This is a genomic window from Arthrobacter sp. NicSoilB8 (assembly GCF_019977355.1).
Classification (GTDB): Bacteria; Actinomycetota; Actinomycetes; order Actinomycetales; family Micrococcaceae; genus Arthrobacter.
Genome location: NZ_AP024655.1, coordinates 3934716 through 3949827, shown reverse-complemented (window position 1 = coordinate 3949827; position 15112 = coordinate 3934716). Strand labels below are relative to the sequence as shown.

The window sequence follows — 15112 nt, the reverse complement described above, 5'->3', positions numbered from 1 at the left end:
TTTTGAGTGAAGAGGCAATCAGGTCGTCCCCTACGTTGCTCCAGCCTGCGCCGCCGATAATTAGTACAGTTTTCGGTTGACCTAAATTACCCATATCGGCACTATAAATGCCGGCTTGTTGTTTGTCTTGTCAAGCAACTGCATGCTATAGCCAAAATTCGGCCGCGCGACGTTGACATGTTACCTCGACGTTACGATGGGACTTTCTTCGATAGTGAAGTTCAATCGAAGGGACCTGAATGCAGTCCGGCGGCCCCGAAGTGCTGGGTTTGGCCCGGACACGGACAGCCTGTCAGACAACGACGAATGCACGTTCGAAGACAGGTCCACCACTCCCCAAGCAGACCCGCTTTAGTGATCCCACTGGTGATAACCCCAAGGATTATGGGATTGCCGGGAACGAAGTCGGTGCCGGGCCTCATACGACTATGGGTACGCCGGCTGCTGCCAGTTGCGCTTCGGTTACGACGGCGGCCTGAACTGTAAAGCTAGTTTCGGTGCGGACGCACCCTGAACCCGTGCAGGCGCCGAGCGAAATGACAAACCCACAGCGCAGTGCCGGCTTCCAGCTTCCGGCCAGCTCCGCGGGTAGAATCGAGGCTTGTACAGCGCACCAACAACGCCGGAAAAGCGTCGGAAATACGGAGAGATTCAATGTCACGATGGCTCGAAGTCGGTCCGGACAACTACGTACTGACAACTCAAGATTCTCTGCTCAACACGGGCCTGGTGGTCGGCAGTGAGCGCGCCATGGTGATCGACACCGGTGGCGGCCCCCGGCAGGGACGTGAGATCCTGGCCGCAGTTCGTGAAAAGACCCAGCTGCCCCTCGTAGTGGTCAACACGCACGCCCACTACGACCATTTCTTCGGCAATGCGGTCTTCGCCGGCGCCGGCGTCACGGAGTTCTGGGCGCACGAGAACTGCGCCGCGGAAATAGAGGAGAATGGCGACGAGCAGCGCCGGTTCGTGGCTCCGGCGGAGCCGGAGATGGCCGCCGGAGAGGGCGCTGACGTCGAGCTGGTGGTTCCCAACGCGATCGTGAAAGACCAGCCGGTCCTCGTGGACCTTGGCGGACAGACCGCCACCTTGTTCTATCTGGGCCGGGGACACACCGACGGCGACCTCCTGGTCGGCACGGCCAGCACGCTCTTCGCTGGCGACCTCGTGGAACAGGGCTCCCACCCGTCCTTCGAGGATTCCTTCCCGGAGGACTGGGCCGACGCACTCCGCCACCTGTCCGCGCTGCGGCACCGCTACGAGTTCCTGATTCCCGGCCACGGCGAGCCGTGCAGCGACCAGTTCGTCAAGACCATGGCCAACACCATGACCACCGCGGTCCGCCAGGCCATTCAGGCCACCCGTGAAACCCCGGACGATGCAACGAAAGCCATCCCGATCCTGCCGTACGGGCCTGAGCAGTCGCGCTGGTTCATCAAGCGCCTCCAGGACACGCGCGCCCACCGCTGAGGCTGGCGGCCTCCGGGCGCGCCGGGTGGACAACGCTTGTAACTCGTGAGTAACCTCGTGGGGACCCGCAACCCGGGTCTAAGCCCGCTAGCGCTCAGCTCGCCCGGAGGATGGGGATCCTAAGGCTCGCGTCAATGATGCCGCTGCTTCCAGGAGGTCTCACCAATGACTCTGCCCGGCTATTTCTTTGCCCTATGCATTCTGTTGGGAAGCCTCGGGTTTCTTTCGGCCGTGTTCTACGTGCTGCTTCGCCTCAGGCGCCCCAGGCGCGGGCCCATCCTAGTCCCTATCCCTCAGCGCCGGGAGTCATGACAGTGCCGTACGTGGACATCAACCCCCATCGCAGGCGGCCCCGGTGGTGGTCCTACGTGGGCTTGGCGCTCCTAACGGTCGCCACCGGCTGTGTGGTTCTGTTGGCCCTAACCGACTTGTAGCGTCGGACGCGGTCGGTTGCCGTCAGCAAACCCGGCCTTGCCCTCCCCGCTGGTCCGGCGCAGACCACCTCTGCGCCTAGACTTGCTATTTGGACCAATTCAAACAAGCAACGCAGCGGCCTGCGCTGTGATCCCTGGGGGGAACAAACATGTCCGAACCGGTGGACACCAAAACTGCCAACGATACGGTGGACGTAGAGCAGCCGGATCTCCGGCGCCGGCGTGACCGCCGTGCCGACGGCTCCGATGCCTGGACGGGAACCATGCCCATCATCACGCCCAACGAAGCAGACGGCCAATCTGTACGTACCGCTCCGAGCAGCTCATGGGCAGAAGCGGCCGCCGCGGCGGATGCGCCCGCTGCACCCACGCGCGCACCCTCCGGCGGAGCGCCGGGTGCATTGCCCGACGCTCCCGGCGCAGCGCCTTCGGTGCCCGCGCAGCCGCCCCGCTCCACACGTTCGGCCGGCCGGGCGGCCGCCTTGGCCGACGCCCCGGTGCCGGACTTCATCAGTTCCCCGGGCCTCTTTGTCCGCGAGCAGAAGCCCCGGCCGGTGGGCGGTTTCCGCGGCGCCCTCTACAAGCTGACCGGCGGCGGGCTGAACCTTGGCCCGAGCGCCCGGCAGCGCGAAGAGGACGAGCTGGCCCGGCGCATCTCCCGCCAGCTCCAGGGCAGCTACAACACCGCCGTGCTGAGCCTCAAGGGCGGCATCGGCAAGACCTCCACCACGGTGGGCGTCGGGCTCACCCTGGCCGAGTTCCGCGGCGATCCGCCGTGCGCGATTGACGCCAACCCCGATTCGGGCGACCTCGTGGAGCGCGCTCTCGGTGAGGGGATCTACCAGCAGCAGAGCCCTCGGACCATTACAGACTTGCTCAAGAACATCGAGTCCGTCGACTCCCTCACCGCACTGGCCCGCTACATGCATCATGCCGGCAGGCTCCACCTCATTGCCGGCGAACAGGACCCCGAGGTGTCGGATTCGCTGACGGCCGAGGAATACCTGCGGATCCGCAGGCTTATCTCCGCCTACTATTCGGTGGCGCTGATCGACTGCGGCACGGGCGTGACGCACAACGCCATGAGCGGCATCCTGCAGTCGGCGGACAACCTGATCATCGCGGCCGGCTACGCCGTCAGCGGCGCCAAACGGGCCCGCAGCACCCTGCACTGGCTGGCCAGCCATGGCTACGAGGACCTGGCCCGGAACGCGATCGTGGTCATCACGGACAAGGACGAAGTGTCCTCCCGGGTGGACAAGGACGCAATCGAGGAACACCTGTCCGGCATCTGCCGCCAGCTGATCGCGGTCCCGCACGACCGCGGCGTGGCCGACGGCGACCTCGTCACCTTGGACGTGCTCCGCCCCGAAACGCGACGCGCCTACCGCGAGATAGCGGCTGCAATTGTGGACGGGTACCAGTAGAGGCTTCACGCCATCCTCTAGAGCTGTGGAAAAGCACTGCGATTCCCCGTGTGGGGGTCTCCCGTGAGTGCAGTAGGGCATGGGCGCAAAACAGGAAGCTGGCAAGTGCTGCGTGATCCTAGAGATAGGTATCTACTACTCTGGTGTTCAGGTATAGCTGCTTCGTAGGCTCAAGCATGACGAATCTGATGTACATCAGCCCCTGGCGTCGCCCGCGGCCCGAACGTCGGACTGCAGATATTGTGCAGGATGCGGCTTGGACCAGCTTGTCCATCGCCGCCGGAATCATCTTGCTTCCTGCAATCGGCCTTAGTGCTCTGGGCCGCACCATATCTCCAAGACGTTCGAAGGAAGACGCTGGCGAGTGTCCAGGATGTCTTGGATGCTGCCCATAGTGATTCCACTCGCAGCGATGTAGTTGGCCATTCGATCGCTGGAAGTAGCTAGGCTTCCTCGGATCCGCACGCTCGTGGATGGCCACGCGCAGAACGCCGTCGTGCGGGGCGACCTGCAATTCGCCCACGGCCTCGTCGTCGCGGCAGGATCTGCGGTCAGCTGAATTTCTAGCGCACGAGCTCGGCTTAGCCGGCGGCGAGCTGCTCGCATTGCCCCCGTTCTGTGCGGAGAGTCGCCAAGCCAACCGGGAGATGCTGGTCGCAAAGCTCTGAATGGCTGTGCACAGGGGATCCCTACCGCAGGCGTGAAGCTCTGATCTTCCGTGCTGCCGTCGGCAGGCCAACGAGTCCGCGGCGCCATCGCGAAAGGTGGGCTCTGAGGAGGCCGGCGACGGATTCATCCAGGTAGAGGTTATCGTGGCGTAAGCTCTGCCGCGATGGGAAAATCGCGCGGGCCAGCACACGCGGCTTGGCTCGCCAGGGACCTTCCATGAGCTCGACCAGATAGGCAGTCCCCGTGCCTTGTACGGAAGTACGGTAGCGCCACTCCTCGCTGACAGCCCCCGGCAGCATCGGGAGATTTGCCATGCCCAGATCATCGAGGAGCGGCTTCAGCGCTGCTGTCGCTCGGAGCTCCGCGCTGAGATCCACGAGGTCACGGTGAACAGTGGCGCCGATGCGCTGGAGCAGCCCTAAGTACTCATCTACATGGCGTGGATCACCCATGTTCCGGAGGCTGTGCAAAGCCTGAATGATTACGGCTGCAGGAATGGAAGGAACGGGCACGCTCCTGGTTGCCATGAGCAGGTATTGCCGGTCGCGCCAGAGTGCGTCGAAGGCGCTGCGGGGCGGGGCCTCCATCCCGGGAAACCGATCGTGTATGTCGATGTCGCAGTTCCACTGCGGATGGTAGAGGGTTTTGGAGTGCTGGTACTCGCGAACGACTGACACGCCGGACGGCCTTTCGAGCCAGCCTCTTCCGCCCAGGAGTTGAACCACTCTGTCCAGGTCCTCCGGGGGGACCAGGACGTCCACGTCCGCGGAGACGTGAGGCCCGCGGAGTCCCATCATGGTGGCCGCCGGACCCTTGATGAACAGCGCCTGGAGACCGGCTGACGCCGCGACGTGGTCCACCAGGGCGGTGGCCAGGAGGACGGCTTCGTCTTGGTGCAGGGTCTCTGCGCCGACCATCAGCTAACACCGTCCTCGCGCGGAGACGCAGTGATCATGCCGCTGCTGCTCAGGGAACGGATCAGTCGGATCACGTCCTCCTCGATCGCCCCGGCCTCGGTGTCGTATTCGCCGGCAAGGCGCTGGATGAGCTCTGTTTCGGTCCGGACCCCGTCCAGGCCGTTCCACACGGCGGCAGCTGGACCGACCAGGATGACCGGGACCTGTTGTTCCAGGTGCAGGACGGCGACGCGGCCGCCGTCGCCGCTGTGGACGCAGGCGACGTCGGCACTGACGCGCCACACCTGTTCCGTCATGAGACCTCCACCGACACTAGTCAGGGCTTCAAGCATCACGCGGGGCCCTCGCCAGGCTTCATGGTACCGCGGCTGCCAGGTTGTTTCGCGCCGGTGACCGCCTTAGATTTAGGCATGACCAACAGCGCGGGGAACGAAGCCGCCCTGCACCTGCAGGACCTCCTGATGGGAACCGAAAACGTTGAGGACTTCCTTGGCCGCCTCGCTGAATTCTCCGCAGCTACGCTCAGCCACGCCGCCGGCGCGGAGATCGAATGCGGCGTGACGCTGCAGCGCCGCAAGAAGACCATGACGGTGGCGGGGAGCAGCCCCCGGGCCGTCATTCTGGACCGCATCGAGCAAAGCCTCGGCGACGGGCCGTGCATCGCGGCGCTGCGGACCAAGTCCGTTGTCCTGCTGGCCGACGTTGACGCCGATCCGCGCTGGCCGGCCTACCAGCTGCAACTCGCGGCGCAGGGCTGCCGCAGCACCCTCGGCGTGCCCCTGGAAATCGGCGAGGACGCGATTGCCGCACTGAACTTCTTCGGCTCGGACACCGGGATCTTCACCGAGGACATCATCACCGAGGCCTCCGGCTTCGCCGACCTCGCCGGCCGCTCGCTGCGCCTGGCCGTCCGGATCGGCACCGCGCAGTCCCGGGCCGAAGACCTGCAGGCCGCCATGGAGCACCGCACCTCCATCGACCTTGCCTGCGGAGTCATCATGGCGCAGAACCGCTGCTCCCAGGACGAGGCCATGGCCATTCTCACCCGGGTCTCCAGCAACCGGAACCAGAAGCTCCGCGACGTCGCGGCCGGTGTCCTGAAGAGCCTCACCGGCGGGGAAGTCCGCACGCACTTCGATGCCTGAGCTCCCGGCCGCCGGATCGGTTTCTTCATCAAACAAGTAGTCCGGTGGGGCGAAGACAAGTACTCTCCACCCTGTCCCGGCGCCTTCCCAATCTCGCAGGCTTAGTCCGTGGGTGAGATGCCCGCGCAGCCGGGAACGGCTTGACGCTGAGTTTGGGGAGATCAGATGAGCACCAGCAACGACCTTTATGCACTTGAGGACCTGCGGTACCACTCAAAGCGGCGTGCTTGGCGATTGGCGCAGCTTTCCGGGCTGGCTGTCCTCGCTGCCGTAACGTTCACGGTTGTCTACCTCGCTTTAGCCCGTCAATTCTAGGGCCGACAACTTGGGTTATCCGGCTCCAGGGAGCTGTAGGACCCGAGCGTTGCGTTGACCACGCACTTCGGCGCCTGAACGGCCCTGCCCGGGGGCCGTCCTAGGATGAAGGGGATGACCACCACACAGACCGCACCCTTCAGCCTGAGCAGCATCGCCGTCCCCGCCTTCGGCCCGGCCCTGCTGTTTAGCATCGGCGAGGGCGCCATCCTGCCCGTGGTGGCACTGTCCGCCCGCGACCTCGGCGCCTCCGTGGCCGTCGCCGCGCTGGTGGTCACCCTGATCGGACTTGGCTCCTGGTTCTTTAACCTGCCCGCCTCGCTCATCACACTGAAGTTCGGCGAACGCTGGGCCATCGTCGGGGCAGCGGCGGCCAGCGCCGCCGCCCTCGCCGCCGCGGCACTGGCACCGCTGGTGCCCGAGGGCCTCTGGCTGCTCGCGGCGGCCATGGTCGTCGTCGGGATGGCCGCGAGTGTCTTCAGCCTGGCCCGGCAGAAGTACCTGACCGAGGCCGTGCCGGTGATCCTCCGGGCACGGGCCCTGTCCACGCTCGGCGGCGTCAACCGGATCGGCATCTTCATCGGCCCCTTCATCGGCGCCGCCGTCATGCAGTTCGCCGGCATCACTGGCGCTTACTGGGTGGGCGTCGTGGCCATGGCAGCTGCCGCCGTGCTGTCGGTGACCATCCCGGACCTCGTGGCCGCGCCGGCGGCGGACGACGGCGGCCCCGTCCGGCAGGCGACGCTGCGCAGCGTGGCCGTGTCCCACGCGGGCGTCTTCCTGACGGTCGGCATGGGTGTGCTGCTGCTCAGCGCGCTGCGCGCGTCCCGGCAGGTGGTGATCCCGCTCTGGGCCGAGCACCTCGGGATGGACGCGACGCAGGCGTCCCTGATCTACGGGCTGTCCGGCGCCATCGACATGCTCGTGTTTTATCCGGCCGGCAAGCTCATGGACCGCAAGGGCCGGCAATGGGTGGCCATTCCCTCGACCCTCATCATGGGCACGGCCATGCTGCTGATCCCGCTCAGCAGCGGCTTCGCGGGCCTGCTGCTCGCCGCGCTCCTGATCGGGTTCGGCAACGGCATCAGCTCGGGCCTGAACATGACGCTGGGGGCCGATTTCTCACCCAACAACGGCCGCGGCCAGTTCCTGGGCATCTGGCGGTTCATGGCCGACGCCGGGGCCACCGGCGGCCCGGTGCTGCTCTCCGGCGTCACCGCCGTCGCCTCGCTCGGGGCAGGCGTGGCTGCCACCGGCGTGATTGGCTTCGCCGCCGCCGCGGTCTTCGCCGTCACCATTCCCCGGCTCAAGCACCGCCGGAACTACTGAGCGCTGGCGGACCCGGCGGCGATACGCAGGTAGCCACAAAACAAGTAGCGGCTACTCGGGCGAAGACTAAGTGTGCTTAGTAGGGTCGGGCCAGTGCGCCGGTGCATTCAGGCCGGCCCTACGTGGGGCGGCAGGAATGCCGCCGTCAGGGTCCGCCCGTGATTATTGCAGCGCATGGTCTCCGCCGGATGGGTGATGCGTTCAGACGCAAAGGTTTGAGGAGATGCTCATGTTTGGAAAACCGTCCCGCTGGTTCGTGCCCCTGGCTGCAACGGCAGCCGTACTTCTAGCGGCTTCGCCCGCGGGTGCAGCCGACCCCGACCCGAATAAGATTGTCATACCTGCCGCGGACTCGTGCGTCACCTTTGACCTTGGTCTCACGTCCAATGGAGGCACGATCAGGGAAATCAACTTCGACAACGGCAACCTCTACAAGGTTGGCACCGGGGTCGTGCTCACCTGGTCCAATGAAACCACCGGGAAGTCGTACACCGTGAAGACTTCCGGCTCCGTGAGCAGGTACGTCAAGAACCCGGACGGAACCTACACGTTCACCGCCACCGGCCACAACGGATTTATCTACTTCCACACGGATGCCGGAGGGCCCGGGGCCTACCAGTACACCGGACGGCTGGTTCTCCAGGTTGACTCACCCACGGGCAATAACGTGATCTCCGTGGACGCCAGCGCAGGAAAAGCCGTGGATCTCTGCGCCCTGCTCAAGTAGCCACCACCGACCCCGACAGCCCGGGCGCCCTGGGTGGCTCCCGGGCTGTCGGGTGCCCGGCTGCCTTTCCGCTGCCCCGGCCTCGTCCGCAGCCAGCGGCACCAGTCAGCGGCATCATTCAGCGGAGGGGTGCGCGCCGCCGTCGGGCTGCATGCCCGAACAGCCAGATGCCGGCCACGGTGGCGAGGTAGCCGGCGACCACGATCAGTGCGGTCCCGGCCCAGAAGTACGTGGTGGTGCTGCCGTCCTGTCCGGCGCCGGAAGCGGTCTGCAGCAGCGAGTACCCGGCCAGCGCGGCGGAGGCGAGCCCCGCCAGGACCGGCAGCGCGAGCCACAGCCGTGCCGCCGCCCAGTGCTCCCCGAAACCGTCCCAGACGTTCCAGCGCGGGCCGGTGCGGATAATCAGCCAGCCGGCAGGGAGCATGAACGCCCCCACCACGAGGAACGCCGCGACGACGTCGGCCGGACGGTGCCACTGGTTGATGAGGGTGGACACCCCGGTGGCGACGGCGAAGCTGCCGCCCAGGAATCCGGCCAGCGGCCGCCAGCGCGGCGAGACCATAAGGAACACGGCGGCCGCGGCCGAGGCGGCCATGGTGGTGTGGCCGGACGGCAGCGAGTTCAGCTCCAGCGTCTCCACCCCGCGGTACGGCCGGACGGGCACGAGGTCCTTGAGGATCTGGGTGGCCACGTTGGCGCCCACGCAGGCCGCCAGGGCAATCCCGGCCGCGGCCCAGCGCCGCCGCAGGATGGTGACAAAGAGCACCACCACGGTGGAGATCACCACGGACAGGGCGGGCAGCCAGTCGAGGAGCTTCGTCGCGGCCTTGCCGGCCGTGCCGCTCATTGCCACGGCCTCGACGAGCGCCGATTCGTCGATGAACTGTCCCGTGGTGGTGCGGACAAAGACGAAATACGTGGCGGCGAGTGCGGCCAGGCAGGCCAGCGTGGCTAACAGGAAGACCGGGCCCGTCCCCTTGCCGGGGGTCCCGTCCGGGCCTGCCGGGGCAGGGCTGCCCCCCGCCTCCGTGTACCCCAAAGACGGGCTGTTGCTGGTGCGTTCCTGGCGAAAACTCATCGCTAACAGGCTCCCACAGAACTCTGCGAGCCGCCTGAAGGCCGGCTGCACGGCGGGCTAAACGGGTGCGGCCGGGTGCGGCCGGCGTGCGCGGCGGTGCCGGTGCGCCGGACCCGGTATGGGAGGATATTCCGGTGACTTCCCGCGACCCCGCCCAGCTCCGCCGCCCGCGCGGCCGCTGGTCCGTGGCACTGGCCGCGGCGGTCCTGCCGCTGGTGATCGGCATGTCCGCGTGTTCCGCCCCTTCCCCGACCGTGTCCTCCGGGCCGGCGAGCGAGGCCCCGGCTGCGGCTGCGGGTTCCCCCTCCGCGGCGCCGGCCGGGACATCGCCGTCCGCGACTGCGGCTCCTTCCGGCGTTCCCCATGCCGTGGAAGCGGCCCTGCAGACCCTGCTGGCGTCCTCGCCGAAGCCGAGCCGCGAGCAAGTCCGCGCGAGCCTTTCCGCGGCGGGGTTCGCCCCGGCCGCAGTGGAGGTCTCCGCCTCCCGCACACCCACCGGACTGGACGCCGACGCCGTGGAAGTCGGCGTGCTGAGCGGCACCGACTGCGTCATGGCGCAGATCCGGTCCGGGACCGTGGAATCGTCAGTCCTGCCGGTTCTTCCGAACGGGCGATGCTTCATCGGCAGCGTCCAGCGGTAGTCACCAGGAGTGCCATGACGAACGTACTGAACCGCCGCGCCACGGTTGCGCGGGAAACTCACCGCACCCGCCGGCGTCGAACCCTGCTGGCTGTCCAAGTGGCGGGCGAACTGCTGATCACTCTCGGCGTGATTGCCGTGCTCTTCGTCGCCTGGCAATTGTGGTGGACCAACGTCGAAGCCGACGCGGCCCAGGGGGCTGCCGTGAAGCAGTTCGTGCAGCAGCACCAGGCACCCGCAGCGACTGCCCCGGCCGCGCCGGCACCCGGGTCCGGCGGCGGATCCGCCGCGGGAGCCGCCGGGGGAGCCGGCGCCGTGCCGGTGGGCAAGGCGCCGGGCCACGGACAGGCGATCGGGGTCATCTACGTTCCCCGGTTCGGCGCCGACTACAGCCGGCCGATCATCGAGGGCACCAGCCAGGACGTCCTGGACACGCTCGGCCTGGGCCGCTACTCGGGGACGGCCATGCCCGGGGCCGTGGGGAACTTCGCGGTCGCCGGCCACCGCCAGACGCACGGCGCGGTGCTCGACAACATCCACACCCTGGTGCCGGGGGACAAGATCTATGTCCAGACCGCCGACGGGTTCTACATCTACGTCTTCCGGAACCAGGAGATCGTCCTGCCGGACCGGTTGGATGTCCTGGCGCGGGTGCCGACCCAACCCGGCGCAGAGCCGCAGCAACGGATCCTGACCATGACAAGCTGCAACCCGCGTTTCGGCGCCCAGGAGCGCATCATCGCGTACTCCGTTTTCGATTCATGGCAGCCGCTCAGCGCCGGGCCGCCGGCGCCGATCGCGAAGCAGATCGCCGCACTGCAGGGGAAGGGCTAGACCATGTACCTTTGGCTTTTCCGGCAACTGCCCGGGCCCCTGTGGCTGAAGATCCTCCTGTCCCTGGCGATCCTCGCGGGGGTCCTGGTTGTCTTGGACCAGTTTCTGTTTCCCTGGCTGGCCGACGTGACGCACCTGACCGACGCCACAGTCGGGCAGAACTGAGCGAGGCATGAACACGCTTCCACCGCCGCCGGCCGGGTCTTCACCGCAGCCGGCAGGGTCTCGTCCGGAGGAACCCCAGCTCCGCGCGGAACCCCGGTTCCCCGCGCTGGAGGAACTCCTCGCCGGCGCCCGCGTGGTGAGCCTGCCGATGCGGGTGAAGTTCCGCGGAATCCTCCAGCGCGAGGCCCTGCTGCTGGACGGCCCGCTGGGCTGGGGCGAGTTCTGCCCCTTCCCGGAGTACGGCGACCAGGAAGCATCCCGCTGGCTCGCCGCCGCGATCGAGGCCGGCTGGCAGGGCTTTCCCGAGCCGCTGCGGACCAGCATCCCGGTCAACGCCACGGTCCCCGCCGTCGCCGCGGACCGGGTCCCGGAGATCCTGGCCCGCTTCGGCCGGGTGGACGCCGTCAAAATCAAGGTGGCCGAGCCCGGACAGAGCCTCGACGACGACGCCGCCCGGGTGGCCGCGGTCCGCGAGGCACTCCCGGACGCCGCAATCCGGGTGGACGCGAACGGCGGCTGGGACGTCCCGGCCGCCGTCGGGGCACTGACCCGGCTCGCCGCCGTCGGGCTGGAATACGCCGAACAGCCCGTGCCGGACATTGCCGGGCTCGCCGAGGTCCGCCGCCGGCTGCGGGCCGCCGGGGTTCCGGTGCTGATCGCCGCGGACGAAAGCGTGCGCAAGGAGGACGATCCCCTCAAGGTGGCCCGCGCCGGCGCGGCGGACCTGATCGTCGTGAAGGTGGCACCGCTCGGGGGAGTGCGGCGGGCCCTGGACATCGTGGCGCAAGCCGGGCTTCCCGCCGTCGTCAGCTCGGCCCTGGACACCTCCGTGGGAATCCGGGCAGGACTGGCGCTCGCCGCCGCCCTGCCCGAACTGCCGTATGCCTGCGGGCTGGGGACCGTGTCCCTGCTCGCCGCCGACGTCACCCGGGACCCGCTGGTGCCCGACGACGGCACCATCCGGGTCCGCGAGGTCGCCGCCGATCCGGGGCTGCTGGCCGAATACGCGGCCGCCCCGGAGCGCCGCGACTGGTGGCTGGACCGCCTGCGCCGGGTCCACGCGGTGCTGTCGGCCAGCCGGTGACGGACATGGATGAGAGTAAAGTGAATGCGGACGCGGCGAAGTAGCCGCCGAACATAGCTTTGGAGCGGAAGATTCGTGATGACCACCTCGGTACCCCGGCAAGTTGACGCGCCGGCCACGGCACGGCCTGCGGAGGGCCAGACGGTGGCCCAGAAGGACGGGCTGCTCCGGATCGTGCAGGGCCTGCGCCGGGTGGACACGGGCACCTATGCTCTCCGCATCCGGCTGGCCGAGAAGCTGGGGATCGGGACGATCGACATCAACGCGATGGCCTTCGTGGGCGAGGTGGACGGCCTCACGCCCAAGGACCTCGGCAAGGCACTGAACATCACCACCGGCTCGGTCACCGCCATGGTGGACCGGCTGGAATCCAAGGGCTTCATGGTGCGCAAGCCCAACCCCACGGACCGGCGCAGCGTGCTCCTGCACCTGAGCCCGGAGGGGACCGACGCGATGCAGTGGGCCAACGACCACTTCGCCGCAGCCGCCGCGGCCCTCCTCCAGAAGTCCTCCGAGGACAGCATTGCCCAGATCGCCGAATTCCTGGAAGGCATCGGCCAGCGGCTGATGGCTGCCGCCAGCGACCCGGACGAGGCGGAGAGCTAGGCTCGGCTGCCCGGGGAGTCCGGCCGGGGGATTACGGCCGGGGGGTTACGGCGGGGAGTCTGGTTGCGGGAGTTCGGCCGCGGGAGTTCACCGGAACTTCATGTGAGAGTCGGCTCCGCGTAGCCGGAGGGTGGAACGGTGGGCAGGCCCGCATTCCACCCCATGGAAGGTCTCTCCATGTCTGTTTCTTCCGGACGCAAATTTTCCCTGCTCCCCATGCTCGGCCACACCAAAGGCAAGAGAAGCCCCGTCACCTGCGCGCTGAAGTGCGACAACGCCTGCTCGGGCGAGGTCTGCAACACCAGCACCAACAGCTACTTCCGTGACATCGCCTCCGCCACGATGTCCCGCCGCGCCGCCCTGGGCTTCGGCGCCGCCGGCGCGCTCGCCGTCGTTCTTGGCAACGCGGTGACCTCTGCCGGCACGGCAGTGGCCGACGGCGGCCCGGGCCTCGCCGCCGCCGCGAAGGACGGCTTCGGGGCCTCGAAGCTGAAGTTCAGCGCCATCGCTCCAGTGGGCGCCGCCGTCGACGCCCTGACGGTCCCCGCCGGGTTCACCTGGCAGCCGGTCATCCGCTGGGGCGACCCGCTCTTCAACGACTCCCCGGCGTTCGACGTCGACCGGCAGAGCGCCACGGCCCAGGCCCGCCAGTTCGGCTACAACAACGACTACACGGACATCTTGCCGATCGAGGGGTCCAAGGACCGCCGCGCCGTGCTCTTCACCAACCACGAATACACCAACGAGAGCATCATGCTGCCGGCCGGGTTCGACGCCGCCGAGACCCGCGCGATCGGCCGGGCCGCCCACGGGCTCAGCGTGGTCGAGCTGGAGCGGGCGAACAAGAACAAGCCCTGGAGCTACGTCCGGGGCGCCGGGCTGAACCGCCGCTTCCTGACCGACACCACCTACGAGCTCGACGGCCCCGCCGCCGGGTCCGCCCTCCTGAAGACCGCCGCCGATCCCTCCGGCCGGGCCGTCAAGGGCACCCTGGGCAACTGCTCCGGCGGCACCACCCCGTGGGGCACCATCCTCTCCGGCGAGGAGAATTTCAACGGCTACTTCGCCGCGCCCGGGACCTCCGACGCTGACAAACGCTACGGCCTGACAAGCAAGCCCACCGCGCGGCAGTGGGAACTGGACGACCCGCGCTTCGACACCCGCAACCCCGGCTACGAGAACGAGGCCAACCGCTTCGGCTGGATCGTGGAGGTCGACCCGTTCGATCCCACCTCCACGCCCCGCAAGCACTCCGCGATGGGCCGCTTCAAGCACGAGGGCGCCAACGTGATCGTCGCGAAGTCCGGCCACGTGGTGGCCTACATGGGCGACGACGAGCGCTTCGACTACCTGTACAAGTTCGTCTCGGCCGGCAAATACGTGGAGGGCGACCGCAAGCACAACCTGGGGCTGCTCTCCGAGGGCGACCTCTACGTCGCCAGGTTCACCGGCAACTCCCCGGCGGCCGGGTTCGACGGCTCGGGCGCTGTCCCGGCCGACGGTGCCTTCGATGGTTCCGGCGAATGGCTGCCGCTCGTGGTGGGCGGCGCGTCCAAGGTGCCCGGGATGTCCGTGGAAGAGGTGCTGGTCCACACCCGCCTGGCCGCCGACAAGGTGGGCCCCACCAAGATGGACCGCTGCGAGGACGTCCAGCCCAGCCTGCACACCGGCAAGGTCTATGTTGTCTGCACCAACAACGCGGACCGCGGCAAGCCCGGCAAGGAAGGGGCCACCGAGGTCAACCCCCGCACCCTCAACCGCGACGGCCACATCGTCGAAATCACCGAGACCGGGGATCAGACGTCCACCACGTTCGGCTGGAACCTCCTGATGGTCTGCGGTGATCCGGCCAAGAACTCCGCCGCCTACTTCGCCGGGTTCCCGGCCAGCCAGGTCTCGCCCATCTCCTGCCCGGACAACGTGGCGTTCGACTCGGTGGGCAACCTGTGGATCTCCACCGACGGCGCGCCCTCGAGCATCGGCTACGCCGACGGGCTCTTCAAGGTGACCCTGGACGGCGCCGAGCGCGGCAGGGTGGAGCAGTTCCTCGCCGTCCCGCGCGACGCCGAGACCTGCGGCCCGGTCATCCACGACGACGAACGGACCGTCTTCGTGGCCGTGCAGCACCCGGGGGAGGAAGGCACGTTCGCCGAGCAGCACTCCTACTTCCCGGACTACGTCGCCGCCGGAGCGACGCCGAAGCCCGGCCAGGCGCGCGCCCCGCGCCCGTCCGTGGTCCAGGTGTTCCGCACCGACGCCTAGCCCCTCCCGC

General features: G+C 67.8%; 15 protein-coding genes. 12 read left to right on the top strand and 3 right to left on the bottom strand.

The features are described from left to right. Positions 1 to 654 precede the first annotated feature (654 nt). The 3 genes from LDO15_RS17800 to LDO15_RS17790 all read left to right on the top strand — a co-directional run bounded on the left by LDO15_RS17800 (position 655) and on the right by LDO15_RS17790 (position 3890). On the top strand, positions 655 to 1470 hold the full coding sequence (locus LDO15_RS17800) for an MBL fold metallo-hydrolase (RefSeq protein WP_223980641.1): 816 nt from the start codon (positions 655 to 657) through the stop codon (positions 1468 to 1470). 697 nt (positions 1471 to 2167) lie between these two features. Further along, positions 2168 to 3331, top strand: a complete 1164-nt coding sequence (locus LDO15_RS17795) for a MinD/ParA family protein (RefSeq protein ID WP_346655999.1) — start codon at positions 2168 to 2170, stop codon at positions 3329 to 3331. A gap of 418 nt (positions 3332 to 3749) precedes the next feature. Beyond that, positions 3750 to 3890: a hypothetical protein gene (locus tag LDO15_RS17790; RefSeq protein WP_223980637.1), complete on the top strand. Its 141-nt coding sequence runs from the start codon at positions 3750 to 3752 to the stop codon at positions 3888 to 3890. Between the two features lie 130 nt (positions 3891 to 4020). On the opposite strand, the gene LDO15_RS17785 is transcribed toward LDO15_RS17790, so the two are convergent. Both LDO15_RS17785 and LDO15_RS17780 read right to left on the bottom strand, forming a co-directional pair. After that, on the bottom strand, positions 4021 to 4917 hold the full coding sequence (locus LDO15_RS17785; protein WP_223980635.1) for a nucleotidyltransferase family protein: 897 nt from the start codon (positions 4915 to 4917) through the stop codon (positions 4021 to 4023). Then, complete coding sequence (locus tag LDO15_RS17780; RefSeq protein ID WP_223980632.1) at positions 4917 to 5213, bottom strand: PqqD family protein; 297 nt, start codon at positions 5211 to 5213, stop codon at positions 4917 to 4919. Before LDO15_RS17780 ends, LDO15_RS17785 begins: the two co-directional genes overlap by 1 nt. Before the next feature lie 114 nt (positions 5214 to 5327). Here LDO15_RS17780 and LDO15_RS17775 point away from each other — a divergent pair, with 114 nt between their 5' ends. From LDO15_RS17775 to LDO15_RS17765, 3 genes are all read left to right on the top strand, one after another. Further along, positions 5328 to 6062: a GAF and ANTAR domain-containing protein gene (locus LDO15_RS17775; RefSeq protein ID WP_223980630.1), complete on the top strand. Its 735-nt coding sequence runs from the start codon at positions 5328 to 5330 to the stop codon at positions 6060 to 6062. Positions 6063 to 6491: 429 nt separating this feature from the next. Continuing rightward, entirely contained in the window at positions 6492 to 7706 is a 1215-nt protein-coding gene (locus LDO15_RS17770) for an MFS transporter (RefSeq protein ID WP_223980627.1), read from the top strand. 229 nt (positions 7707 to 7935) lie between these two features. Further along, on the top strand, positions 7936 to 8433 hold the full coding sequence (locus tag LDO15_RS17765) for a hypothetical protein (RefSeq protein ID WP_223980624.1): 498 nt from the start codon (positions 7936 to 7938) through the stop codon (positions 8431 to 8433). A 118-nt stretch (positions 8434 to 8551) separates the two neighbouring features. Here the strand turns inward: LDO15_RS17765 and LDO15_RS17760 are convergent, their stop codons facing one another. Further along, positions 8552 to 9511 carry a phosphatase PAP2 family protein gene (locus LDO15_RS17760; protein ID WP_223980621.1) on the bottom strand — a complete coding sequence of 320 codons (960 nt, stop codon included), beginning with the start codon at positions 9509 to 9511 and terminating at the stop codon, positions 8552 to 8554. 134 nt (positions 9512 to 9645) lie between these two features. On the opposite strand from LDO15_RS17760, the gene LDO15_RS17755 reads away from it, so the two are divergent. The 6 genes from LDO15_RS17755 to LDO15_RS17730 all read left to right on the top strand — a co-directional run bounded on the left by LDO15_RS17755 (position 9646) and on the right by LDO15_RS17730 (position 15102). Continuing rightward, a complete protein-coding gene (locus LDO15_RS17755; RefSeq protein ID WP_223980617.1) occupies positions 9646 to 10152 on the top strand; it encodes a hypothetical protein in 507 nt (168 codons plus the stop codon). Between the two features lie 14 nt (positions 10153 to 10166). Continuing rightward, complete coding sequence (locus LDO15_RS17750; RefSeq protein ID WP_223980614.1) at positions 10167 to 10985, top strand: class E sortase; 819 nt, start codon at positions 10167 to 10169, stop codon at positions 10983 to 10985. 3 nt (positions 10986 to 10988) lie between these two features. After that, positions 10989 to 11150 (top strand): hypothetical protein, encoded by a 162-nt coding sequence (locus LDO15_RS17745; protein ID WP_223980611.1) that lies wholly within the window; start codon positions 10989 to 10991, stop codon positions 11148 to 11150. 148 nt (positions 11151 to 11298) lie between these two features. After that, entirely contained in the window at positions 11299 to 12234 is a 936-nt protein-coding gene (locus LDO15_RS17740; protein WP_263428403.1) for an o-succinylbenzoate synthase, read from the top strand. 78 nt (positions 12235 to 12312) lie between these two features. Further along, positions 12313 to 12840, top strand: a complete 528-nt coding sequence (locus LDO15_RS17735; protein WP_263428254.1) for a MarR family transcriptional regulator — start codon at positions 12313 to 12315, stop codon at positions 12838 to 12840. A gap of 177 nt (positions 12841 to 13017) precedes the next feature. Further along, positions 13018 to 15102, top strand: a complete 2085-nt coding sequence (locus LDO15_RS17730) for a PhoX family phosphatase (protein WP_223980605.1) — start codon at positions 13018 to 13020, stop codon at positions 15100 to 15102. The last annotated feature ends 10 nt before the right edge of the window (positions 15103 to 15112 follow it).

Coding starts and splice junctions, on each gene's coding strand:
- LDO15_RS17800 (WP_223980641.1), top strand. CDS start 655: ATGTCACGATGGCTCGAAGTCGGTCCGGACAACTACGTACTGACAACT.
- LDO15_RS17795 (WP_346655999.1), top strand. CDS start 2,168: ATGCCCATCATCACGCCCAACGAAGCAGACGGCCAATCTGTACGTACC.
- LDO15_RS17785 (WP_223980635.1), bottom strand. CDS start 4,917: ATGGTCGGCGCAGAGACCCTGCACCAAGACGAAGCCGTCCTCCTGGCC.
- LDO15_RS17780 (WP_223980632.1), bottom strand. CDS start 5,213: ATGACGGAACAGGTGTGGCGCGTCAGTGCCGACGTCGCCTGCGTCCAC.
- LDO15_RS17775 (WP_223980630.1), top strand. CDS start 5,328: ATGACCAACAGCGCGGGGAACGAAGCCGCCCTGCACCTGCAGGACCTC.
- LDO15_RS17770 (WP_223980627.1), top strand. CDS start 6,492: ATGACCACCACACAGACCGCACCCTTCAGCCTGAGCAGCATCGCCGTC.
- LDO15_RS17765 (WP_223980624.1), top strand. CDS start 7,936: ATGTTTGGAAAACCGTCCCGCTGGTTCGTGCCCCTGGCTGCAACGGCA.
- LDO15_RS17760 (WP_223980621.1), bottom strand. CDS start 9,511: ATGAGTTTTCGCCAGGAACGCACCAGCAACAGCCCGTCTTTGGGGTAC.
- LDO15_RS17750 (WP_223980614.1), top strand. CDS start 10,167: ATGACGAACGTACTGAACCGCCGCGCCACGGTTGCGCGGGAAACTCAC.
- LDO15_RS17745 (WP_223980611.1), top strand. CDS start 10,989: ATGTACCTTTGGCTTTTCCGGCAACTGCCCGGGCCCCTGTGGCTGAAG.
- LDO15_RS17740 (WP_263428403.1), top strand. CDS start 11,299: ATGCGGGTGAAGTTCCGCGGAATCCTCCAGCGCGAGGCCCTGCTGCTG.
- LDO15_RS17735 (WP_263428254.1), top strand. CDS start 12,313: ATGACCACCTCGGTACCCCGGCAAGTTGACGCGCCGGCCACGGCACGG.
- LDO15_RS17730 (WP_223980605.1), top strand. CDS start 13,018: ATGTCTGTTTCTTCCGGACGCAAATTTTCCCTGCTCCCCATGCTCGGC.